The 23,329-nt window shown below is 63.9% G+C and carries 23 protein-coding genes and 1 tRNA gene; 15 read left to right on the forward strand and 9 right to left on the reverse strand.

What is annotated here, in order from left to right:
* Positions 1-151: 151 nt before the first annotated feature.
* Complete coding sequence (locus GQ651_RS09490) at positions 152-652, reverse strand: hypothetical protein (RefSeq protein ID WP_160764029.1); 501 nt, start codon at positions 650-652, stop codon at positions 152-154.
* Between the two features lie 182 nt (positions 653-834).
* Between GQ651_RS09490 and GQ651_RS09495 the strand changes: the two genes are divergently transcribed.
* Both GQ651_RS09495 and GQ651_RS09500 read left to right on the forward strand, forming a co-directional pair.
* Entirely contained in the window at positions 835-1,122 is a 288-nt protein-coding gene (locus GQ651_RS09495; RefSeq protein WP_160764030.1) for a hypothetical protein, read from the forward strand.
* Complete coding sequence (locus GQ651_RS09500) at positions 1,094-1,798, forward strand: winged helix-turn-helix domain-containing protein (protein ID WP_160764031.1); 705 nt, start codon at positions 1,094-1,096, stop codon at positions 1,796-1,798. The genes GQ651_RS09495 and GQ651_RS09500 overlap by 29 nt, the downstream gene beginning before the upstream one ends.
* A gap of 11 nt (positions 1,799-1,809) precedes the next feature.
* Here GQ651_RS09500 and GQ651_RS09505 read toward each other — a convergent pair whose 3' ends face one another.
* Positions 1,810-2,397: a hypothetical protein gene (locus GQ651_RS09505; protein WP_227258127.1), complete on the reverse strand. Its 588-nt coding sequence runs from the start codon at positions 2,395-2,397 to the stop codon at positions 1,810-1,812.
* A 68-nt stretch (positions 2,398-2,465) separates the two neighbouring features.
* Here GQ651_RS09505 and GQ651_RS09510 point away from each other — a divergent pair, with 68 nt between their 5' ends.
* A complete protein-coding gene (locus tag GQ651_RS09510) occupies positions 2,466-2,999 on the forward strand; it encodes a Crp/Fnr family transcriptional regulator (protein WP_160764032.1) in 534 nt (177 codons plus the stop codon).
* Between the two features lie 2 nt (positions 3,000-3,001).
* Here GQ651_RS09510 and GQ651_RS09515 read toward each other — a convergent pair.
* Positions 3,002-3,078: transfer RNA gene (locus tag GQ651_RS09515), tRNA-Arg, on the reverse strand.
* 155 nt (positions 3,079-3,233) lie between these two features.
* Between GQ651_RS09515 and GQ651_RS09520 the strand changes: the two genes are divergently transcribed.
* Together GQ651_RS09520 and GQ651_RS09525 are read left to right on the forward strand one after the other, a co-directional pair.
* Complete coding sequence (locus GQ651_RS09520) at positions 3,234-4,271, forward strand: LacI family DNA-binding transcriptional regulator (RefSeq protein ID WP_160765112.1); 1,038 nt, start codon at positions 3,234-3,236, stop codon at positions 4,269-4,271.
* A 210-nt stretch (positions 4,272-4,481) separates the two neighbouring features.
* Entirely contained in the window at positions 4,482-6,140 is a 1,659-nt protein-coding gene (locus tag GQ651_RS09525) for a M10 family metallopeptidase (protein WP_160764033.1), read from the forward strand.
* Positions 6,141-6,155: 15 nt separating this feature from the next.
* On the opposite strand, the gene GQ651_RS09530 is transcribed toward GQ651_RS09525, so the two are convergent.
* From GQ651_RS09530 to GQ651_RS09555, 6 genes are all read right to left on the reverse strand, one after another.
* Positions 6,156-7,925 (reverse strand): calcium-binding protein, encoded by a 1,770-nt coding sequence (locus GQ651_RS09530; protein ID WP_160764034.1) that lies wholly within the window; start codon positions 7,923-7,925, stop codon positions 6,156-6,158.
* A gap of 108 nt (positions 7,926-8,033) precedes the next feature.
* Positions 8,034-9,725 carry an adenine deaminase gene (gene ade / locus GQ651_RS09535; protein WP_160764035.1) on the reverse strand — a complete coding sequence of 564 codons (1,692 nt, stop codon included), beginning with the start codon at positions 9,723-9,725 and terminating at the stop codon, positions 8,034-8,036.
* Between the two features lie 36 nt (positions 9,726-9,761).
* Positions 9,762-10,760 (reverse strand): nuclear transport factor 2 family protein, encoded by a 999-nt coding sequence (locus GQ651_RS09540; protein ID WP_160764036.1) that lies wholly within the window; start codon positions 10,758-10,760, stop codon positions 9,762-9,764.
* Between the two features lie 6 nt (positions 10,761-10,766).
* A complete protein-coding gene (locus tag GQ651_RS09545; RefSeq protein ID WP_160764037.1) occupies positions 10,767-11,651 on the reverse strand; it encodes a carbohydrate ABC transporter permease in 885 nt (294 codons plus the stop codon).
* Positions 11,652-11,654: 3 nt separating this feature from the next.
* Positions 11,655-12,683 carry a carbohydrate ABC transporter permease gene (locus tag GQ651_RS09550; protein WP_160764038.1) on the reverse strand — a complete coding sequence of 343 codons (1,029 nt, stop codon included), beginning with the start codon at positions 12,681-12,683 and terminating at the stop codon, positions 11,655-11,657.
* A 60-nt stretch (positions 12,684-12,743) separates the two neighbouring features.
* Positions 12,744-13,979, reverse strand: coding sequence for an ABC transporter substrate-binding protein (locus tag GQ651_RS09555; protein ID WP_160764039.1), 1,236 nt, complete (start codon positions 13,977-13,979; stop codon positions 12,744-12,746).
* 253 nt (positions 13,980-14,232) lie between these two features.
* Between GQ651_RS09555 and GQ651_RS09560 the strand changes: the two genes are divergently transcribed.
* From GQ651_RS09560 to GQ651_RS09605, 10 genes are read left to right on the forward strand one after another with little or no spacing between them, the layout of a single operon-like run.
* A complete protein-coding gene (locus GQ651_RS09560) occupies positions 14,233-15,273 on the forward strand; it encodes an ABC transporter ATP-binding protein (protein ID WP_160764040.1) in 1,041 nt (346 codons plus the stop codon).
* 26 nt (positions 15,274-15,299) lie between these two features.
* On the forward strand, positions 15,300-15,800 hold the full coding sequence (locus GQ651_RS09565; RefSeq protein WP_160764041.1) for an ester cyclase: 501 nt from the start codon (positions 15,300-15,302) through the stop codon (positions 15,798-15,800).
* Positions 15,801-15,809: 9 nt separating this feature from the next.
* The gene (hisD, locus tag GQ651_RS09570) at positions 15,810-17,138 is read left to right on the forward strand and encodes a histidinol dehydrogenase (RefSeq protein WP_160764042.1); all 1,329 of its coding nucleotides are present in this window, start codon (positions 15,810-15,812) and stop codon (positions 17,136-17,138) included.
* 9 nt (positions 17,139-17,147) lie between these two features.
* The gene (locus tag GQ651_RS09575) at positions 17,148-17,918 is read left to right on the forward strand and encodes an SDR family NAD(P)-dependent oxidoreductase (RefSeq protein ID WP_160764043.1); all 771 of its coding nucleotides are present in this window, start codon (positions 17,148-17,150) and stop codon (positions 17,916-17,918) included.
* Entirely contained in the window at positions 17,915-18,934 is a 1,020-nt protein-coding gene (locus GQ651_RS09580) for a LacI family DNA-binding transcriptional regulator (protein ID WP_160765113.1), read from the forward strand. The genes GQ651_RS09575 and GQ651_RS09580 overlap by 4 nt, the downstream gene beginning before the upstream one ends.
* Positions 18,931-19,899: a nuclear transport factor 2 family protein gene (locus GQ651_RS09585; RefSeq protein WP_160764044.1), complete on the forward strand. Its 969-nt coding sequence runs from the start codon at positions 18,931-18,933 to the stop codon at positions 19,897-19,899. The genes GQ651_RS09580 and GQ651_RS09585 overlap by 4 nt, the downstream gene beginning before the upstream one ends.
* Positions 19,900-19,932: 33 nt before the next feature.
* Positions 19,933-20,886, forward strand: coding sequence for a cupin domain-containing protein (locus GQ651_RS09590; protein ID WP_160764045.1), 954 nt, complete (start codon positions 19,933-19,935; stop codon positions 20,884-20,886).
* Positions 20,883-21,503, forward strand: coding sequence for a class I SAM-dependent methyltransferase (locus GQ651_RS09595; protein WP_160764046.1), 621 nt, complete (start codon positions 20,883-20,885; stop codon positions 21,501-21,503). The genes GQ651_RS09590 and GQ651_RS09595 overlap by 4 nt, the downstream gene beginning before the upstream one ends.
* Positions 21,500-22,624: a cobalamin-independent methionine synthase II family protein gene (locus tag GQ651_RS09600; RefSeq protein WP_160764047.1), complete on the forward strand. Its 1,125-nt coding sequence runs from the start codon at positions 21,500-21,502 to the stop codon at positions 22,622-22,624. Before GQ651_RS09595 ends, GQ651_RS09600 begins: the two co-directional genes overlap by 4 nt.
* Positions 22,621-23,322 (forward strand): alpha/beta fold hydrolase, encoded by a 702-nt coding sequence (locus tag GQ651_RS09605; RefSeq protein ID WP_160764048.1) that lies wholly within the window; start codon positions 22,621-22,623, stop codon positions 23,320-23,322. Before GQ651_RS09600 ends, GQ651_RS09605 begins: the two co-directional genes overlap by 4 nt.
* Positions 23,323-23,329: the final 7 nt, after the last annotated feature.

The raw sequence follows: 23,329 nt of genomic DNA on the forward strand, positions 1-23,329 counted from the left end.
CCGGCCGCCGCCCATACTCGTACCCCCACCACTCAATAGGTTACTCGCTAACTCTCACTCGTTAAGGCGGCCGGGGCGGGATGAAGGCCCCGGCCAACCGGCGACGAACGGGATGTGCGGGAGCCCGCCGCCGGATCTCTTGTGTTTCGTGTCAGCGCCGTGCCACGCGCCATCCCTCGCGTTCGAGGCAGCGCGCGCCGTAGACTTCGCGCAGGCCGCGCGGTGTCCGCACCAGCGTGTGGCATTGGTCAGGCAGATGCCGGACGTGCCGATAGTTTCGGTTCAGGCACCGCGCGCCATAGGCGAGCCTGTCTCCCCGCGCGGTTTCGACCCAGCGCAGGCATTCCTGTGGCAGGGGCCGCTTTTTCACACCCAGCTTCTTGCCCCGCGGCTGGTCATAGGGGCGGATACGGCCTTCGATATGCCGCCCGGTCTGCTCGACAGGCCCAAGCCGAAACTGATGCCGCTCGGCAGCCTTTGTCTGTTCCTCGCGACGATCCTTCCGGTCGTCGATCGCCTTGGCGATAATGCCAACGGCCGCAATCCCGACAAGAGCGCGCGCCACGTCCTCGGCGTCGGCCGATGCAGGCGCGGGCACCATCAGAACCCCCGATGCCATAAGCGCAATAAACGTGTTTCTGACGACCGACATGAGCTTCCCCCTTGCACACCGAAACCGTTTGAACCGTTCGGACGCCTCGCCTCGGGCGGCCTGCAATCGATTTGGGGTCGGGGTACCGGGCTAAACAATATCGGCGCCTTGATATGGGATATCAGCCGGCGGTCTGCCTTCGGTTATTGATTTTCGCGGCAGGCCCGCGCAGGCTCGCCGCCATGACACGTATCTTGGTATCCATTGCCCTTCTGGCCTTCGGCGCTTCTGCCGCTCAGGCCGCCTGCTATGCCGATTACAAGGCCAAGCAGGACAATCCGCTCCGGCTGCACTATGGCGTCATCGAGATCGATGCTTCGCCCTGTGAGCCCTCGCCAGCGGTCGAAAACACGATCACGCGCCGGCTCGCGGCGGGTGGCTGGACGCTTCTCCAAGTCGAATCCGTCTTCGACGAAAGCGCCCTTGACGCAAAAAGATCGGATGCCGGTGAGTACTTCCTCCGCTTCTGAAGCCAAACTTGCCGGGACGCGCGTCGTCGTTCTGGGCATTATCGCGGTGGTGCTGATCCTCGGTCTTTCGGCCGGGTTCCTTTTGTGGACCCTGCCTGATGCGGGGGCGTTCAACGCGCGTGTTGAGCAGCTTTTCATCGAGAATACTGACCTGACCTCGGGGGCCGAGATCAAGCTTCTCGAGATCCTCGCCCAGTCCGGCACAGCGTTTTCCGAGACGCTCGGCACATACCGCGTGGTTATCTTCGTCCTGATGCTCTTTGCGACCGGGCTTCTGATCGCCTGTCTCGTCTTCGTGGTGACCATCGTGCTGCTGAACCGTCGCATGGGTCAGATCGAGCGGCAGGGGATTCAGGTCTCGACCCTCGTGATCAGCCGCGAGGAAAAGGTGGTCGTCCTGAACGACATGGAATTCACACTGACCGGAGCCGCCATCGAGACGCTGGCCGTCCTGGCCGAGGCGCGCATGGACGGCGACATCCTGTCGGGAGCCGAGATCGAGGCGATGATCTCGGGCCGCGACGCCGCCGATTGCGAAGAGGCAGCAGGCGCCACAAGGATCAAGCGCCTCCGCGATGCGCTCGGCAACCAGTTGGTCAGCGAACTGCTGATAAAGACGGTGGCGCGGCAGGGCTATGTGCTGTCCATCGACCAGAACGCCATACGGATGCTCTGAACAAGGGCGCTTCAGCCGCAGCCGTTGTGCCGTCGCCACATCGCTTCGTCGTGGCCTTCGGGAACCGGGGCAAGACATGGATCGTAAGCAGCGGAATATCCTCTCAGGCGGTTATACGCCGCGATCTGCCCGGGCCGGAGAAGCGGCGCCGTTTTCAGGTGGGCCGCGAGATGAGCGTGGCGGAGCCGTGCACGCGCCACACCTGCGTCGCTGACAAGGGTCTCGAGCGCTTCGGGCGACGGCGGCCCCGCGACAAACGCGTCGTTCAGAGCTTTCTCTGCCGCCAGGAATAGGGCGCCCGCTGCGATCGCGTCGCGGCGCATTTCGTCCCGAATGACCGTCAGTCCACTGATCTGATCTTCGGTCAGGCCGATCTCGGCGGCGAGTTCGATCAGATGCGTCGGGCCCGGCACGCCGTTTAGTTCGGCAGGCAAAGCCAGTCCCCAGCCTTGCCCCGCTTCGATCTCTGCAATGTCGTCTTCCGAAAGAGCGGCGATCTCACGACTATCAAGGCCCGCGTAGGGCGCGTGGATGTCGCTTTGGGACAGTGCGGGCGACGCAAGGAACGCAACGGCGAAAGCGAGGGGCCGTAAGGTCATTGTCAGAAACTCCGTATCGAATACACGGGACTTGCCTGAACCCGCGCTTAGAGAACATGATCGGGATCATGTCCGACGTCTGGAGCCGTATTTTCACCTCCGCGCCCACACGAGCGCTTGCCAGTGGCGCTGTGCTCTTCCGGCGGGATGACCCGATACATTCCGCATATCTGCTACTTGAGGGGTCAGTGCGCCTTGAACGGCACCTGTCCGACGGGACGCGCCTTATCATTGACCGAACCGTTGCTCCGGGTCTCGTGGCAAGGGCGTCGCTTTTCGTGAAGCGGTATCACTGCGACGCTCTTTGCGAGACGTCCTGCCGTGTCGCTGTCTTGCCAAGGGACACGACGCTTGGCGCGCTCGGGGAAGCGGACCTCGCGCTCGCCGCTCTTGCGGACACGGCCAAGGACGTCCAGGCGCTCCGGGCGCGGCTGGAGGTGATGAGGCTCAAATCCGTTGCTCTGCGGCTCGACGCATATCTGGACCTGCATGGAGTGCCCGCGCGCGGCGGCTGGGTCGCTGTGGCGGACTGGATCGGTGTGACCCCTCCGGCGCTCTACAGGGAATTGTCCAAGCGTCGCGCCGCGGGTGAGGACTTGTGAAGTGGTGACCCCGGCAGGATTCGAACCTGCAACCTGCCCCTTAGGAGGGGGCTGCTCTATCCAGTTGAGCCACGGGGCCGCCAGCCCCCTTGTCCCCGGAACCGCGCGGCGGATCAAGCGTGGATTGAGGTGTTTCCTTCCCGCGCTGTTAGCCCTAACATACCGGTCAGGCCAAGCTGGACAATAACTTGCGGCACATGAGATAAGAGCATGAATGACGGAAAGATCATCCCGATGACGGACGACATCAAGATTCCCCCGCGGCGCCCGTTGACGCTGAAGGATGTGTCCGAAGCCTCGGGAGTCTCGGAGATGACGGTCAGCCGCGTGCTCCGGAACCGGGGCGATGTCTCGGACGCGACACGGGAAAAGGTTCTCGCCGCCGCGAAGTCGCTCGGCTACGTGCCCAACAAGATCGCCGGCGCGCTGGCGTCGAGCCGGGTCAACCTTGTTGCGGTGATCATCCCCAGCCTGTCGAACATGGTCTTCCCCGAGGTGATGACCGGTATTTCCGAAGTGCTGGACGACACGCCGCTGCAGCCTGTCGTGGGCGTCACGAATTACCTTCCCGAAAAAGAAGAGGAAGTTCTCTTCGAAATGCTGTCCTGGCGTCCGTCGGGCGTGATTATCGCGGGGCTCGAACACTCCGACGCCAGCCGCGCCATGCTTCATGCGAGCGGTATACCCGTGGTCGAGATCATGGACGTGGACGGCGAGCCGATCGACGCCATGGTGGGCATCAGCCACCGGCGCGCGGGCCGCGAAATGGCGCGGGCCATCTGCAAGGCGGGCTACGAGAACATCGGGTTCCTCGGCACCAAGATGCCGCTCGACCACCGGGCGCGGAAGCGTTTCGAGGGCTTCACCGAGGCGCTTGCCAAGGAAGGCGTCGAGGTCATGGATCAGGAGTTCTACTCCGGCGGTTCGGCCTTGAAGAAAGGCCGCGAGATGACCCAGACCATTCTGGAGCGCTCACCCGATCTCGATTTCCTCTATTACTCGAACGACATGATCGGCGCGGGCGGCCTTCTCTATTGCCTTGATGCCGGGATCGACGTTCCGGGCCGGATCGGATTGGCAGGGTTCAACGGGGTCGAGCTTCTGGACGGGCTGCCGCGCAAGCTCGCGACGATGGATGCCGGGCGCCGCGAAATCGGACGCGAGGCAGCGCGGATCATCGCGGGCCGAAGCGACGGGTCGATCACCGAGACCGGGCAACGCGTTGAGCTGACGCCCAAACTTCAGCCGGGCGAGACGCTGCGCCGCTGGTGAGGGTCGCGCGGTCCTTAGGAATTTAGGTATTTCGCCTTCGCCTGGGCGACCTGAAATAACCTTCTGTCAAATCTATAGTCCCAGAAACCTCTACGACTGACGCGGGCTCGGGGGCCCCGATGTCGAAAGGGGTGAAGATGGGATTGAACGGCAAGCCGTCTCAATACGGTTGGGTATGTGTGGTTGTGGCTCATGGCGTGGGAGGGTGCGATGTGCACAATCTGCGCTAGTTTCACACCCTGGGATCCGGACTGCCCCTATGCCAAGCCGGATAGCGACGCCGAGACCGACAATGCTGCTCTGGACAACTCCCTTCCCGTCTACAGCTACGACCAGATCGCGACGCAATTGACGAACGGCTATTGGGGCGGGAACGATTATTCGTTCAACGTCACGACCGGCGGCACCCTAACGGTCGACCTGACCGGTCTGACACAGGACGGCCAGGAGATGGCGCGGCTTGCGCTCCAGGCGTGGACGGATGTCTCCGGCATCGCCTTTCAGGAATTCTCGACGGCGGCTCCGACTGCAACGGTCTTGGAGGGCGCAGATGCGGGTCAGGGCACCTCGACCGCCTATTCCATGTCGGTCGGTCAGGACTTCGCGGGAAGCCTAGGCACGGCGGGCGACCGCGACAGCGTGGCGGTGACGCTCAGCGCCGGGCGAAAGGTCACCATCAAGCTCGAAGGCGACGGCGGCGCGCCGCTGGACGGTGCCGTCATCCGTCTTCTGGATTCGAGCGGCACGGTCATCCGCGAGGCGGATGGCGCGCATGGCATGGACACGGCGATCGCGCTTAAGGTCCCAACATCCGGCACCTACTATATCGAGGTAGCCGGCGCGACCGGAAGTGAAACCGGCGATTACAGGGTCGAGCTTCGGGATCAACGCGCCTCGTCGAATATCACGTTCGACGACAACAACAGTGGTGCCTATGCGCAGTTCTGGATCTCGGGCAGCACCATCACCCGCAGCACGGTCAATATCGACGATAGCTGGGCCGGAGGGCAGAACCGGATCGACGGCTACTTTTTCCAGACCTACCTGCATGAGATCGGCCATGCTCTGGGTCTTGGCCATGCAGGCAATTACAACGGCTCGGCCAGCTATCCGTTCGATGCGGACTATGCCAACGACAGCTGGCAGGCGTCGGTCATGTCGTATTTCTACCAGACCGAGAACAGCTTCATCGATGCCAGCTTCGCCTATGTGATCACACCGCAGATTGCGGACATCCTCGCAATCCACAACCTCTACGGCACGCCGGAGGCCCGGACGGGCAACGATACCTATGGCGTCGGCGGCACGACTGGAAGCCACCTTGATCAGGCACTGTCGCTCTCGAATCCGGTCTCCTACACGGTCTTCGACACGGGCGGCACGGATGTCTTCGACTTCTCGGGCTTTGCCGACGATCAGCGACTGGACTTGCGGGAAGAGAACTTTTCCGACCTCGCCGGATTGGTGGGCAATATCGGGATCGCGCGAGGGACGGTGATCGAATACGGGGTCACCGGAACCGGGAACGACACTCTCATAGGCAACGATGCCGGGAACGGGCTGAGTGCCGGTGGCGGCAGCGACACGCTGAACGGCGGCGGCGGCGATGATGCCGTCGATGGCGGCGACGGCAATGACAGCGCCTCGGGCGGCACCGGGCGGGACATGGTTACCGGCGGCACGGGTGACGATACGCTCGATGGCGGCGATGGTGGCGACCTGATGATCGGAGACGACGTCACGCTTGCTGACCTGATCGCGCTCTTCCCGGACTGGACGCCGCCCGTAAATGCCGAGGACCTGATCAGCGAGGGCGACTACCTTACCCTGTGGGAGGACATTCTGGCCGACGTCTTCGCTTTGGCCTGACCGGCGTACCTCCCGTCAGATCATGTCGAAGGCATCGCCATAGATAATGTCCGACCCGGCGCCCCCGTCGATCAGGTCGTCGCCCTCGCCGCCCGCGATGCTGTCATTCGCGGCATCGCCCTGAAGCGTGTCATTACCTGCGCCGCCGTCCAGCGTGTCGGCGCCGTCGCCACCGCTGAGGATATCCGCGCCGAAAGCGCCAAACAGGAAATCGGCGCCGTCATTCCCCTGAATGACGTCGTCTCCGGCACCGCCTTTCAGAAAATCTCCCAGCGGCCCGCCCTTGAGGGTCTGGTCGATCGGCAGGAAGGACGGACGATCCACGTTCAGGATATCGGCATTGGTGAAATCCGCCGCCGACAGGGGCGCGCCATCAAACGTGGTGATCTCGATCACCTCGTCGCGAAAACTCAGAATCGCGCCATTGGCGGTGGGCGTGACGGTCAGTTGCGAGACATCCGTCAGGAAATCCCAGGCAGAGAGATCCAGCCGGTCCTGTCCTTTGCGGTAGTCGGTGACCTGGTCAGCCACCCCGTCAGCGGCAAAGACGAACAGGTCCGCGCCGAAGCCTCCGGTCAGCACATCGCTGCCAGCGCCATCGGACAGGATGTCGTCGCCGCTGCCGCCCGAGATCGTGTCGCCCACATCCGTGCCGATGATCTGATCGTCATCGCTGGTGCCCTGCCCCGGATCGCCGTCCTCCATCACGAAGACCGCGCCAAGGTTGCCGATGTCGTAGGCGAGCCGCGTCACTCCCGCCTCCCATTGCGAGGTGACGGCGAGGTTCAAGGTGCCCGATGTCGCGAAGAGCGAAACCGACGAGACCCGGTAAAGCGTCGTCGCCGCCGTATCCGTCACCGTTGCGAGGTGGATCAGCCGCCCATCCGGCAAAAGCGTGAAGAGCGTGACGCCCCCGTCGCTGCCCCCGGCGGCGACATAGGCGAAATCGCCCAATGTTACGGCGTCGACCGATTGCACCGACTGAAAGCGCGTCGCCGTGGAATCGAGCACATGATCAGCCAGTTTCATGCCACCCGCGGGGTCGACCGTCAGAATGCTGAGAGACGAGCTTCCCGATGAGGCCAGGACGAGGTGGTCGCGGCCCGCATGGGTCACCGCGGCGATATCGGTGGGCGTCGAAGCGGGCAAACCCTCGGCAGCGCCGAAGCTCGATGCGACCGACAGGGTTCCGGCAGGCGTGGCTGCGAGCAATGTCACCCCGTTCTCGGTGGCCGATGCCAGCGCGATCATCGCGCCGCCGCTACCCGGCAGAACAGCGCTCGCCGCAATATCGGCAAGGTATCGGTCGGCTGTATCGGCAAGGCTGGCCGCGTGGACGAGGCCCGCGCCCGCATCGCGATAAAGAGACACGCCGCCCCCGGCATCGCCCGTCAGCAGCGCCTGATCGGACCAAAGCGTGAAGGCGGCGGGCGCGTCCAGAAGCCCGGGCGCCGGATCGACGCTTTGCGCAACAAGACCCCCGGTGGTGTTTAGGGTGACGAAAGCACCGGCCACAGGGTCGAGACCCGCAATCGCCAGCCGGTCGCCCACAAGGGTCAATTCCGGATCGCTGCCCACCGAGAAGCTGCCCGAGAGCGGCAAGGTCGTCACGAGGGTGAGCGTCCCATCGGGCGCAACGGAGAACTCCAGAAGCTCGCCCTCGGCCCTGTTCAGCGCATAGAGAATACGCCGCCCGCCGATTTCCGCGAACAGCAGATCCGTCAGGCCGGCGGCGATCCCCAGATCGCCCGCGTCCAGCACCTGATCAACCGCAAGCTGGGCCATTTCTGCCTCCCCGGAATCGGGGGTTTGACAGGCCGTTAACCCCCGCGCTCAGGCAGGTTTTCGGCAATCTTGGTTAAGGAACCCTTGCCGGAGTGCAGAAAATTCACTTTAGCCGATGATCTCGAAGCGGGTCACGTCGACCATGCCCCGGTCGGTGATCTTGAGCGCCGGAATGACAGGCAAAGCGAGAAAGGCGAGTTGCAGGAACGGCTCTTCCAGAACGACTCCCAGTGACCGGGCGGCAGCGCGGAGATCGACAAGTGCGTCCCGCACTGTTTCGAAACTGTCGAGGCTCATGAGCCCCGCAATCGGCAGCGCAAGTTCGGCCAGAACCTTGCCGCCCCCGGCCACCACGAAACCGCCTTCGATCTCGGTCAGGCGGTTGGCGGCCAGCGCCATGTCGGCGTAATCGACGCCCACGGCGCAAATGTTGTGATGGTCATGACAGACGGTCGAGGCGATGGCCCCGGCCTTCATCCCGAAACCCCTGACGAAGCCCGTCGCGCTGTTTCCGTTCCGCCCATGCCTCTCGATGACGGCGACGCGGATCAGGTCCCGCGACGGATCGGGGCGCTTGTCCCCGTCGACGATGGGAATGGTTTCCGTCAGGTGCTCGGTAATGATCTTGCCTTCGAGGATACCGATGACGTCGGTCTCTTCACGGTTCGCGGTGGCGCGAAAGGTCTCGGGCGTGATGGCAGGCGCGCTGACGGACCCGCGCCCCACCGGCGGCGCGATCGTGCGGCCGGCGAAAGCGTCCTCCGTGACGCGGACGCCACCGGCGAAGACCATCTGCGCGTGGCAGCCCTCAAGACTGTCGAGCGCCACAATATCAGCGCGGAGGCCGGGCGCGATGAGACCGCGGTCCTTCAGGCCGAACGCCTCGGCGGCGGATAGCGACGCAGCGCGGTACGCGGCAAGCGGCGGCGTCCCCTTCGCGATCAGGGTTCGGATCATATAGTCCAGATGCCCGTGCTCGAAGATATCGAGCGGGTTCCGGTCATCGGTGCAAAGGCACATGTAGGGTGAGGTCCGCTCGGTCAGAAGCGGTTGCAGCGCCAGCAGATCCTTGGACACCGATCCCTCTCGGATCAGAACGCGCATCCCCTTTTGCAGCTTTTCGCGCGCCTCGTCGGCGCTGGTCGCCTCGTGCTCGGTGCGGATGCCAGCGGCGACATAGGCGTTCAGGTCCATGCCTGACAGAAGCGGACAATGCCCGTCGATATGACCTCCCTCGAACAGGCGCAGCTTGGACATGGCACCGGGATCGCGATGGATCACGCCGGGATAGTTCATGAATTCGGCCAGCCCGATTCCCGACGGGTGCCCCATCAGCGCGGCGAGGTCATCGGCGTCGAGCGCCGCGCCTGCGGTCTCCATGTCGGTCGAGGGAACGCAGGACGAAAGCTGCACCCGGATGTCCATGAGGGTCGCCTCGGACGCCGTCTGGAAATAGCGGATGCCCTCGGCACCGATCACGTTGGCGATCTCGTGCGGGTCGCAGATGGCTGTGGTGACGCCGCGCGGCGTCACGCAGCGGTCGAACTCGTATGGCGTGATGAGCGAGGACTCGATATGCAGATGCGTGTCAATGAACCCCGGCACCAGCGTCAGTCCGCTGACGTCTACCACCTCGCGCCCCTCGTAGGTACCGATGCCCGCGATGCGGTCACCTGTCAACGCGACGTCGCCGGTCAGCATCTCGCCCGTGATCAGGTCGAAGACCTGCCCGCCGCTGAGGACGATATCGGCTGGGGCATCGCCCCGAGCCTGTGCAATACGTGTCTCTAAATCACTCATGCCCGGAATCGTGCGGCCAGCCGCAGGAAAGGTCAATCAGGCGCGGTCGATCCCGGTGGTGCGAGCCAGAATATCGACGCCCTGCTGCTTCCAGAAATGCAGAAGATCAATGAAGATCCAGTTCTCGACCAGCTTGTCGCCCCTGCGGCGGTACATGTCGATCACCCGCATGTCGCCGGTCCCGGTGCCCGGCATCCCCATGAAGCCGCCGCCATGATCCAGCGTCAGGTTCGGCCAGCCGAAAAAGCCGCCGTAATGCCCCTCGCCGATCTTGGCGACGTGGCCGTTGAAGGTGCGCTTCGCAAAGGCCGCGCGGAACGGACCGGCGTGCTGCTCGGCATAGCGCGGGATGGTGTAGGTCGCTCCGATCCCGGCAGGGCCCCACCAGATCATGTCTTCGTGCCAGCTTCGGCGCAGTTCGGTCTCGATCGGTTCGCCCTTCTGCCAGTCCCGGATGTCGGTCACCATGCGGTCGATGGCGGCGAGCGTCTCTTTCCCTTCGATCTCCGGCCGCGGCTCGAACAGCAGCGCGTCATGAGGCATCGGCCCCGGCTGGACCAGATGCGCGCCGGTCTGCGGCGGAAATGGGGATAGCCCCGCCTGCATCATCAGATGGGGAATATCGAAGAACATCGCCTCGTCTGCGATCCGGTCGCCCTCGACCCGGTGAAAGGCGGCGTAGCGCAGCATCGCGATCTTGCGGGTGGGTCGGATGCCCAGCCAGGGGTGGTCGAACAGGCCCATGAGATGACCCATTGAGGCGACCCAGACAGTGGCGCCGCCGTCGATGGCGTTCTGCCCCGCGATGAAGATGTCCAGCCGCCGCTGCAGCGGCGTCAGCGCCGTCCGGAGAGGTGTCCAGAAGCGTTCACCGACCTCCGCCGCGTCGCCGATCTCGCCCCACGGGTGATAGCCCCGCCAGAGGAAATCGGCTGTCGTGTGCGCCGCCATAACGTCGGCAGCTGAGTCCGGGGCGGCGCTGTCGAGCGCATCGTAATAGTCGCGGACAACCCGCTTGGCCTTTTGCAGATCCACGTCTGACTAACCCTTCACCGCCCCCGCCGTCAGACCGGACACGATCTGCCGCTGGAAGAACATGACCAACACGAAGAGCGGCGCCGTGGCCGAGACCACCGCCGCCACGGCGAACATGACGTTTCCTTCCTCGAAGGTCGAGCCGAGGAAAGACGCGATCTTGGGCACCATCGTCTGATTTTCCTGGCTGAGCAGCATCGCGGTCACGGCGAAGTCATTGTAGGCCAGCAGGAAAGAGAACAGGCCCGTGGTAATTACTCCCGGCCACATCACCGGCACGATCACATGGCGGAACGCCTGAAACCGGGTGCAACCGTCGACCATGGCGCTTTCGTCCAGGTCCTTCGGGATGTTCAGAAAGAAGGAATGCAGCATCCAGAGCGTGAAGGGCTGATTGATCGCCACCAGCACGATGACCGCAGTGGGCAGATGACCCCAGAGGTTCCATTCGAAGAAGGGCAGAAGATAGCCCGAAACCAGCGTGATATGCGGCATCGCACGAAAGATCAGCGCGATCATCAGAAGCCAGAAGGCATAGCGGAATCCGGACCGCGCCAGCGCATAGCCGCCGAGCGTACCGAAGGTCAGCGAGACGATGACGGTGAAGACGACGACGATCATCGTGTTCAGCGCGGACCGCCAGAAATCCTGCTCGACCCACGCGCCGTGATAGGCCTGACCGGTGAAAGTGGCACCGGTCTCGACCAGCGTTCGGGTGCCCCAGAGGGCGTTCATCCAGTCTGCCTTCGAGAAGAAGTCGCCCTGAACCTTGAACGATCCCCAGAGGGTCCAGAGGAACGGGAATGAGGCAAGGACGACCCAGAGGATCACGAAGCCGGTCGAGAACGCGATCAGCGCAGGCGAGCGGCGGGTGGCTGCGGTCGCTGACATGGCTCAGGCCCTCTTCCGGTTGAAATCGCGCCAGGTGCGGATCAGCACCGGCGTAAGCAGGATCGCAACACCCACGATCGTCAGAAGGGACGTCGCCGCCGCCGACCCGAAGCGCGCCACGTCGCCGCGGAGGTCACTATAGATGATGTAACTCAGCGAGGTTGCGTTCGCCTCGGCCGAAAAGCCGACGATGGGCTCGAAGACCCGGAAGTTGTCCATAAGCTGGATCAGCGTCACGAAGACCACGAGCGGCGCCATGTAGGGGATGACCACATAGCGGATACGCTCCCACCGGCTGGCCCCGTCGACCATGGCGGCTTCCAGCGTTTCGCCCGGCACGGTCTGAAGACCGGCGTAGAAGACGACGAAGGCGAAGGGCGCGGAGTGCCAGATGCCGTAGACGAAAAGCGTGATCCAGGTCAGCGTCGGGGACGCCTTGAGCGACAGTTCGGGATCGTCGAACAGGACCTGAAGTGTCTTCCCGATGATGCCCTCGGCGTCGATCATCCAGAACAGGATCAGCGAGCCGATCAGAGGCGTCACGATCATCGGGAGAAGCGACACGAAGATCGTCGGACCCCGGAACATGCGCGGCAACGCGTTGACGCCCAGAGCGATCGCCATGCCCAGCAGAATGACGCTTGGTGTCACGATAGCGGTGTAGGCCAGCGTAAAGACCAGCGCCTTGTAAAAAGGCAGGTTCATCAGCCGCGAGAAGAATTCTCTGATCCCATCGGCGGTTCGCCAGATCTCGGCCACTTCGGCGGTCGCCAGATGTCCACGGTCGAAATAGGTGCCGAGCCCGTTGAACCGACCCAGTGGCTGCGCCTGCCGTAATTCAGCGGTGGCGGCAGTGTCGACAACGGTTTCCTGTTCGCAGCCAAATGGGCCGCAGTTCTCGACAGTGATGAGGACCTGTTCGTGTTCGATATGAAGCGACTGAATCGCGACCGAAACAATGGGTAGCGCGATGAAGAGCAGCATCGCCGCGAGGGACGGAAGGATGAACCAGAAGAAGGTCTTGTGCGGCATGATGCGCCCCTTGTCCCGCAGCGTTCGGGGCGGCCCCGTCAGGCCGCCCCGTTTCGGGTCTTAGTTCAGGAAGCCCTGTTCACGGGCAGCGGCGGTATAGGCCGCTTCGACATCGGCCAGAGCCTGCTCGGCGCTCTCATTGCCCTGCAGGAAGTCCGAGAGTTCGTTGCCCAGCGCCGTATGCATAAGGCCCATGAATGGGATCATCGGGTAGGGACGTGCGCCGGCAGTAGCGGTCGCGAATACACCCTCTGCGGTTGCGCCCGGCGTGTAGCCCGGCGCCAGCCAGACGGCGAGGTCGTTGTTGGCCGCGATCCGGTCTTCCGTCATTCCATTCAGAAGTGCGACGAAAGTGGCCTCGGCATCCTCGTCCGAGATGTTCTTGGCGATGGTGAAGCCGTCCCACCAGAGAGTCGAGGCGGGTGTGTTCCCGCCTGCGACGGTGGGCGCGGCAGCCAGAACTGTGGTCGAGGTGACTTCTTCGGTCGAACCTTCGTCATCGAGGATCGGCGCCGCGCGCGAGCCCCACATGGTCGCCAGCGCCAGACTGCCGGACTCCCACAGCGCTGCCGTCGCGTTCGAGTCGAATGTCAGGAAATCGGGGTTCGACACGTCAGCCAGCGCTTTGAGCGTGTTCAGCGTTGCGACACCGGTTTCGTTGTTGATCGACGGGCGCGCCGTGCCCGGCTCGAAAAACTGGCCGCCATGGCCGAGATACATGTTCACGAACTCTTCGCCCAGGTTCCAGCCCGTCTGCGAATTCATTGCATAGGGGTTCTGCATCACCCCGTCCGCTTCCAGCTTCTGCGCAGCGGCAATGACCTCTTCATAGGTCGTCGGCGGCTCGATTCCGGCGGCCTCCAGAATGTCGGAGCGGTAATAGAGGTGCTGCGCGTTCGCCATGAAGGCAATGGCCATGACCTTGCCGTCGACGGTGATCAGCTGGGTCGGGTTCAGGTTCTGGCCGTGCTTCGCCACCAGATCGTCCAGCGGACGGATCAGGTCTTCGTTGATCAGCGGAACGATGGACGAGTTCGCCACGATCGCCGAGGTGTACTGCGCCGGGTTGGCGGTCAGAGCGGCGACCTGAAGGTCACGATGCTCGGTCGTCAGGTTGGACTCGACGGTCACGCCGTCGCCCGCGCATTCGGCGGCACCCGCCACGACCGACTGAATCGCGGCGAAGTCGTTGCCCAGGATGTTGACGTTGCCGCCGCTCAACCCGCATCCCGCAAAGGCCGCGGACCCTGCAAAGATGGCGGCGCTCGCCAAGGCTGTTGTTCTGAGAAAAGTCATGGTCCTTCGACCCCCTGTTGCTTCGCCCCTGTTCAGCGGGGCTGTTTGGGCGCGACGATTGCATCGCTGTCACGGGTGCGCACGAATCGGAAATCCGTTTGCATACGTCTGCAATTACGTCGCATCAATTACGTTCTGGCAAGACTTTTCTTCTAGAGGCGTCATTTCTCATAGGTCATAAAAATAAGGTGTTGCCGCATTTAATGAATCGTGCCTAACTGATTTGCATTCGTATGCATTAAAGAGGCGCGTCATGGCGGAAGTGCAGCTTCGCAACATCTCGAAACGCTGGGGCGATTTCGTCGGCGTCGCCAATTTCGACCTGACGATCCCCGACAGGGAGTTCCTTGTCCTTCTGGGCCCCTCGGGCTGCGGCAAGACCACGACCATGCGCATGATCGCCGGGCTGGAGGATGCCACAGAGGGCGATATTCTGGTCGACGGCAAGCGCGTGAACGGGCTGGAACCCAAGGACCGTGACGTGGCCATGGTGTTCCAGAGCTACGCGCTCTACCCGAACATGAACGTCTACGAAAACATCCGCTTCCCTCTGAAGGTCCGGCGCATTCCCGAGGCCGAACATGACGAGCGCGTCCGCCGCGCCTCAGCCATGGTCGAGCTGGACGATTTCCTGCATCGCCGGCCTGCTGAACTGTCAGGTGGTCAACGGCAGCGGGTCGCGCTTGCCCGCGCCATCGTACGTCAGCCCAATGTCTTTCTGATGGACGAGCCGCTGTCGAACCTCGACGCCAAACTGCGCGTCTCGACCCGTGCACAAATCAAGAATCTCAGCCACGAGCTTCAGGTCACCACCATCTACGTCACTCACGACCAGATCGAAGCGATGACGCTGGCCGACCGTGTGGTCGTCATGAACAAGGGCGTCGTTCAACAGGTAGGCACTCCCACCGACATCTACGACCGCCCGGCCAATGCCTTTGTCGCGGGCTTCATCGGCTCACCCGCCATGAACCTGATTGAAGGGACCCTGTCGGGCGGCGTCTTCTCGGCAAAGAACATCCAGGTTGCCGGCCTGACGGGACCGGACGGGCCGGTCACCCTTGGCTTCCGCGCCGAGGACGCACAACCAGCCGGCGAAGGCGAGGTAAGCGCCCCGGTCTATTCGCTCGAACTTCTGGGCGATGCGACCATGGTGACGGTCAAGGCGGGCGGCGCGCTGGTATCGGTCAAGGCGCCCAAGGATTTCCGTGCCGAAATCGGAGACCCGTTCGCGGCCTCGGTTCCGGCGGGCATCTGCCACCTGTTCGACGCGACAAGCGGCGAGCGCATCTGACACGAAACGACAAGCTGAGGGTCGGAATGAACTACGAAGAACACGCCAAGCAGAGCGCCGCCTCACTGGCCGCCGTGAAGCAGATGGAAGCCGGATTGGCGGCGGGCGAACTGGATATGACCCGGTATTTCCATGAGGATTTCGTCTGGCGGGGGAATGTCGGCTGCGGCACGAAAGAAGGTGTCGAGGCCTTCCGCAGCCATTGGCAAAAGCCGTTCCGCAAGGCGTTCACCGAGCGCGACTACAAGACCGAGCACTTCATGGCGGATGGCGAGTGGGCCGCGTGTTTCGGACATATCGAAGCCACCCATTCCGGCACGTTCATGGGCATTCCGGCCACCGGCAAGCGCGTACGCATTCCCTACATGGATTTCTGGCGGATCGAGGATGGCCGTATCATCGACAACCCGGTCTCGGTCGATTTCGCGTCGGTGCTGCTTCAGCTTGGCCGCGATGTCTTCGGCGGCGAGGGCTGGGAAGCCTATGACCGGGGCGAAAAGCCCGTGCCGGATGACGAAGGGCTCTGAGGGCGGACCATGGCGATCACGCGGCTGAAGACATCGAAACCCGAAACAGAACGCGCCGAGGATGACGCCCGCGTGCGCGCCACGGTCGAGGCGACGCTGGCCGATATCGAGGCGCGGGGCGATGCGGCAGTCCGCGACCTGTCGCAGAAGTTCGACAATTACGCGCCCGAGAGCTTTCGCCTGACCGGGTCCGAGATCGAAGCGGCCATGCAAAAGGTCTCGACCCGCGATATAGAGGACATCCGTTTCGCGCAGGACCAGATTCGGCGGTTCGCAGGGGCACAGCGCGCATCGATGACGGACATCGAGGTCGAGACGCTTCCGGGCGTCATCCTTGGTCACCGTAACATCCCCGTGCAGTCCGTGGGCTGCTATGTGCCGGGCGGCAAGTTCCCGATGGTGGCGTCGGCCCATATGTCCGTGCTGACGGCCAGCGTCGCGGGCGTGCCGCGCATCATCGCCTCGGCCCCGCCGGTTGCTGGCGCCCCCCATCCGGCCATCGTGGCTGCGATGCATCTGGGCGGCGCCCATGAGATCTACGTCATGGGCGGCATTCAGGCCGTCGGCGCCATGGCCATCGGCACGGAGACGATCGAGCCCGTGCATATGCTGGTCGGCCCCGGTAACGCCTTTGTGGCCGAGGCCAAGCGGCAGCTTTTCGGACGGGTCGGCATAGACCTTTTCGCCGGTCCGACCGAGACCATGGTGATCGCGGATGACACGGTGGATGCCGAGCTCTGCGCCACCGACCTTCTGGGTCAGGCCGAACATGGCTATAACTCGCCCGCCTGCCTGATCACCAACAGCCGGAGCCTTGCGGAAGGGACGCTGGCCGAGATCGAGCGCCTGCTCGCCATCCTGCCCACGGCCGAAACCGCCCGGACCAGCTGGCAGGATTATGGCGACGTGATCCTTTGCGACACCCATGACGAGATGCTGGCCGTTGCCAACGACATGGCCTACGAGCATGTGCAGGTCATGACGGACCGCGACAACTGGTATCTCGAACACATGCATTCCTACGGCGCTCTTTTTCTTGGCCCCCGCACGAACGTCGCCAACGGCGACAAGGTCATCGGCACCAATCACACGCTGCCCACGCGCAAGGCGGGGCGGTACACGGGCGGTCTCTGGGTGGGCAAGTTCCTCAAGACCCACAGCTATCAGAAGGTCACCACCGACGAGGCGGCGGCCATGGTGGGCGAATACGGCTCGCGGCTTTGTATGCTGGAGGGCTTCGTCGGCCACGCCGAGCAGTGCAACATTCGCGTGCGCCGCTACGGCGGACGGAACGTGCCTTATGGCGCAGCCGCCGAGCCGCTGGATGCGGCGGAATAGGAGGCAGCCATGACGACCCAACTGCCCCGCACTCCGTCCTTCCGGCTCGATGGCCGGCGCGCGCTGGTGACCGGCGCTTCCTCCGGCATCGGTCAGGGGGCGGCGGTCGCATTGGCCGAGGCCGGCGCGCATGTGGTGTGCGCGGCGCGCGGCGTCGAGCGGCTGGAAGACACGGTCGCCGCAATGCGCGATGCCGGATGGTCCGCCGAGGCGATGGCGCTCGACGCGGCGGATATCGAGGGGATCGGCACGGCGCTTTCCACGGCCGACGCGTTTCACATTCTGGTCAACGCGGCAGGTACGGCGCGGCATTCGCCGGCAGTCGATACGCAGCCCCAGGATTACGACGCGGTGATGGACCTGAACATGCGCGGTGCATACTTCCTGTCGGCGGAAGTAGCGCGGGCGCAGATGGCCGCCGGGATACGCGGCAGCATCATCCATATCTCCTCGCAAATGGGCCACGTCGGCGGAATCGACCGGGCGGTCTATGCCGCGTCGAAACACGGGCTGGAGGGTATGGTGAAATCCATGGCGATCGAGTGGGGCCCGAAGGGCATTCGCGTCAACACGATCTGCCCGACCTTCATCCGCACGCCGCTGACCGCGCCCACCTTCGACAACCCCGAGCGCGTCGCGTGGATCGAGGACAAGATCAAGCTGGGCCGCGTGGGCGAGGTCGAGGACATCATGGGCGCGGTGGTCTGGCTGGCGTCGGACGCGGCGTCGCTGGTCACGGGGACGTCGATCCTGGTCGACGGGGGCTGGACGGCGGACTGATGGTCGAGAAGGTCACATCGCTTGACGTCGCGCGGCTGGCCAAAGTCAGTCAGTCGGCGGTTAGCCGTGTGTTCTCGGGGGCTTCGGCCTCGAAAGCGACCATCGCCAAAGTACGCGCGGCGGCGGATCAGTTGGGCTACCGGCCCAACACGCTGGCCCGCGCCATGATCACCGGCAAGAGCCGGATGATCGGGCTGGTCGTCGCGTATCTCGACAACCAGTTCTATCCGGTCGCGCTGGAGCGTCTGTCGAACGCGCTTCAGGCCGAGGGCTATCACGTTCTGGTCTTCATGGCGTCGAACGCGACCGACAACGTGGAGCCCATCGTGCAGGAGCTGATGGACTATCAGGTGGAAGGCATCGTTTTCGCCTCGGTCTCGATCAGTTCAGACCTGACCGAGCGCTGCGCCAGTGCCGGGATTCCCGTGGTTCTGTTCAACCGGGGGCAGGACGGTCTGGGCCTGTCCTCGGTGACGTCGGCCAATATCGACGGCGGGCGGCAGGTGGCCGAGTTTTTCGTGGCGGGCGGGCATCGTCGCATCGCGCATATCGCGGGCTGGCAAGGGTCGTCCACGGGCCGCGACCGCGCGCTCGGGTTCCGGCAGGGGCTGAAGGCCGCAGGCGTGCCTCTCCTGGCCGAAATCGACGGGATGTACAGCCGCGAGGCGGCGCAGTCGGCGGCGCGGGTGCTCATGGCCCGCTCCGACCCGCCCGATGCCATCTTCGTCGGCAACGACCACATGGCCTTTGCCGTCATGGACACGCTCCGCAGCGAGTTGGGCCTGAGCGTGCCGAATGATGTCTCGGTCGTGGGCTACGACGACGTGCCACTGGCGTCCTGGGATGCCTACAGCCTGACCAGCGTGCGTCAGCCGATGAACCGCATGGTCGAGGCCACTGTCGACACGCTTCTGGGACAGATCGCGGACCGTGATCGCCCGGCACAGAAAGTCGAGATCGCGGGGCCGCTCATCGTGCGCGCGTCCGCGCGTATTCCGGAAGGATGGAAGACATGAAGGGCTTTTCCGACAAGTGGCGGGACTTTCCCGATTACATCATCGGGATCACCAAGGAGATCTGGGAAGACCGGGGCATCGCCACGCTCAATCACTATTATTCGGATGACATTCCCGTCCGCTCCCCCATGGGCATTCAGCGCGGCAATCAGTCGGTCATCGCCTCGACGATGGCGACCTGTCACGAGTTTCCCGATAGGCAGCTTTTCGGCGAGGACGTGATCTGGTCTGGCGATGACGAAGCGGGGTACCTGTCCTCGCACCGGCTGATCACTACCGCGACCCACAGCGCCGACGGTCAGTTCGGACCAGCGACGGGCAAGACATGGACCGTCCGCGTCATCGCGGACTGCGCGGCGAAGGCCGACACGATCTATGACGAATGGCTTGTCCGGGACTATGGCGGCATTGTCAGGCAGCTTGGCCTGTCGCCGCGCGACTATGCCGAGACACTGATCGCTGCCGAGGGCGGGCCAGAGGCCGCCGCCCGCCCCTTCACCCCCGACATGGATGTCGATGGCGGCTATCACGGTACCGGTAACGACAACGAGTGGGGCCAGCGCTATGCCGACACGCTGAGCCGCATCATGGATAAGGATTTCACCCATATCCGCGAAACCTATGATCGGGCGGTTATCGGGGAGTACGCCGGTGCGGTCTCGGTCCTTGGGACCGAAGGCGTCACGGCCCAGTGGCTTGGGCTTCGGTCCTCGTTTCCGAATGCGACGTTCAGGATCCACCACCAGATCGGGATGGAGGGCGGGATGCTGCCGCCGCGCGCCGCGATCCGCTGGTCGCTGAACGGTTTACACGAAGGCTGGGGCAGCTTCGGCAAGCCGACCGGCGCCCATGTCCACGTGATGGGCATGAGCCATGCCGAGTTCGGCCCCTGGGGCCTGCGACGGGAATTCGCCCTCTGGGACGAAATCGCCATCTGGAAGCAGATTCACCTCGGGACGGCCTGACCGCTTGTTCCGGGACCGTTTGGAGAAGATTACATGACCCCCGACATCGTCCGCTACGGCGAACTCCGCCCCTGCAAGACGGCCTTCATCGACGCCCACACGCCCGGCTCGGACCAGAAGGAAAACTTCACGATCATCGGCGGTGGCGTGTCCGAAAGCCCCGATCAGCATGTGCACATCGCCAAGCCGCACGGCTTCAATATCGGCGCGGCGGGTCAGCCGCCCAAGTGCCGGAACTCGCTCCACTCTCACCGTACGGCCGAAGTGTTTTTCGTCCTTTCCGGACGCTGGCGCTTCTTCTGGGGCCGGTGGGGAAACGCGGGCGAAGTGGTCCTTGAGGAAGGCGACATCTTCAACATCCCGACAGGCATCTTCCGGGGTTTCGAGAATATCGGCACCGACTACGGGATGATCATGGCGATCCTTGGCGGTGACGACGCAGGCGGCGGCGTGATCTGGGCGCCGCAGGTGATCGAGGACGCGCGCGATCATGGGCTGGTCTTGGGCGAAAACGGCAAGCTCTACGACACGAAGAAGGGCCAAAGCCTGCCCGAGGGCGTGGCGCCGATGCCGTTACTGACCGATGAGGAACTGACGACCTTCCCGGAACCTACGACGCGCGACGTGGTCCCGCATTATGTGGCGCGCTATTGGGACATGGTCGCGCTGGCCGACCGGAAACCCGTCAAGGTGATCGGGGAAAACGGCATGCTTCGGGACAAGCCCGGCTTCGAGGTCGATTTGGTGACCCGCGGCAGCGCCAGCGAAGCGATGCACAGCCACGACCGGCCCTCTGTTCTGATGCCGGTCAAGGGTCACTGGCGCGTGTTCTGGGACGGCGGCGAGGCCGTGCTCGCCCCGGGTGACACGATGAGCGTTCCGGCCGGGCTGGATCATGGCGCGGTGCCGTCGATGACGGGCGAAGCCGCGCTTTATCATGTCATCGGTACGGACGATCCGGCCGGCAAGACCTGGACACCTGAATGACGAATACCGACCCCAGCGACATCAAGGGCGTCTACGACCGCCGCGCCGAGGATTACGACGCGGCCCGGTCCCGCGCGTTCTTCGAGGCGCGATGGCTGTCGCGCTTTGCGGATTCCCTGCCTGAAGGCGCGCGTGTGCTGGATGTCGGATGCGGGGCGGGAGAGCCGATCGCCGGCTGGCTTATCCGCGAGGGCTACAACGTGACCGGAGCCGATTTCTCGGACGCGATGCTGGCCATCGCGCGCGAGCGGTTTCCAAATGGCGACTGGCGGCTGGCCGACATGAGGAGCCTCGATCTTGACGACCGGTTCCACGGGATCATCGGCTGGGACAGTTTCTTCCACCTGACGCCCGATGAACAGCGCCAGACCATCCCGCGCCTTGCACGCCACTTGTTGCCCGACGGTGTTCTCGTGGTCACGGTGGGTCCGATTGCAAGCGAGCGCATCGGCAGCGTCGGAGGCGAGCCGGTTTATCACGCGAGCCTGTCGGTCGGAGAATACGCAGCGCTTCTCGAAAGCGCGGATATGCGGCTGACCGGTTTCATGGCTGAAGACCCCTATTGCAATTTCCACACCGTGCTGATGGCGCGCAAGACGAAGGAGACCCGCCCATGAGCAGGATCAGGACCACGCATGTCGGCTCGCTTCCCCGGACGCAGGAGGTGGTCGACTTCATTTTCGCGCGCGAGCGGGCCGAGCCTTACGACGCCGCCGCCTTCGACGCGGCCATGACGAAAGCGGTCGACGAGACAGTTGCGAAACAGGTGAAGGCGGGTATCGAGATCGTCTCCGATGGCGAGACCTCCAAGATCAGCTACGCCACCTACGTCAAGGACCGCTACACCGGCTTCGACGGAGACAGCCCGAGAAATGCGCCCGCCGACCTGAAGCTGTTTCCGTCCTTCCTGAAGCGCCTTGCCGCCGATGGCGGCACGCCGAAATACGCGCGTCCGATGTGCGTGGGCGAAGTCCGGTCGAAAGGTCAGGGCGAGTTGCAGAAGGATATCGACAACCTGAAGAGTGCCATGGAGGCGCATGGGGTCGAGCGCGGCTTCATGAACGCCGCTTCGCCGGGCGTGATCTCGCTTTTCCTGCAGAACGATTACTATCCCAGCAGAGAAGCCTATCTGGCCGCACTCGCGGATGCGATGAAGGAGGAGTACGAGACGATCGTTGCCGCCGGGCTGGACCTGCAGCTCGACTGCCCGGACCTCGCGCTATCCCGCCACATGCTCTTTACCGATCTGAGCGACGAGGAGTTCGTCCGCGTCGCCGGAGCCCATGTCGAGGCGCTGAACCATGCGCTTCAGGACGTGCCGGAGGACCGTGTCAGGGTGCATATCTGCTGGGGCAACTACGAAGGCCCCCATGTCTGCGACATACCCATGGCCAAGATGTTCGACACGCTGATGAGCGCCAAGGCGCGCTACGTGCTGTTCGAGACGTCCAATCCCCGCCACGGGCATGAGTGGACCGTCTTCCGCGACCGCGCGACGGATATTCCCGAGGACAAGGTGCTGGTGCCGGGCGTGGTCGATACCACCACCAACTTCGTCGAGCATCCCGATCTGGTCGCTCAGCGGATCGCCCGGTTCGTCGATATCGTCGGTGCGGATCGCGTGGTCGCAGGCAGTGACTGCGGCTTCGGCACTTTCGCGGGCTTCGGCGCGGTAGACCCGGACATCGCCTATGCCAAGCTGGAAGCGCTGGCCGAGGGCGCGGCACGCGCGGGATGAGCCTTCCCTTGCTGCTCGTGCCGGGGATGATGTGCGACGCCCGGCTGTTCGGCCCACAGATCGCCGCCTTGTCGGCAGATCGGCAGGTGACCGTGCCCGGTATCGATGGGCATGACACGATGGATGCGCTCGCCGCAGAAATCCTTGAAGACGCCCCACCGCGCTTCTGTCTGGCGGGTCTGTCCATGGGCGGCATCGTGGCGATGGAGATGCTGCGTCAGGCACCGGACCGGATCGCGGGGCTCGCCCTTCTGGATACGAACCCGCTCGCAGAAGCCGACCGCGTGAAAGCGCGGCGCGCGGGGCAGATGGACCGCGTCGCCGCCGGTGGGTTGAGGGCCGTCATGCGGGACGAGATGAAACCGCTCTACCTTGCCGATGGTCCCGACCGAAACGACATTCTCGCGCTTTGCATGGACATGGCCGAAGCGCTCGGGCCGGAGGTCTTCCTGCGTCAGTCCCGCGCGCTTCGTGACCGGATCGACCAGACCGAAACGCTTGCCCTGTATCGCGGACCTGCGCTGGTGCTCTGTGGTCGGCATGACGCGCTCTGCCCCGTGCATCGGCATGAGCTGATGCACTCCCTCATGCCGCAATCGCATCTTCAGGTCATCGAAGAGGCGGGCCATCTGCCGACGCTCGAATGTCCCGATAAGACGACCGCCGCTCTGTCCCACTGGCTGGCCGAGACCGGGTGAACCGGTC

It is taken from the genome of Kangsaoukella pontilimi, from assembly GCF_009830125.1.
Taxonomy (GTDB): domain Bacteria; phylum Pseudomonadota; class Alphaproteobacteria; order Rhodobacterales; family Rhodobacteraceae; genus Kangsaoukella; species Kangsaoukella pontilimi.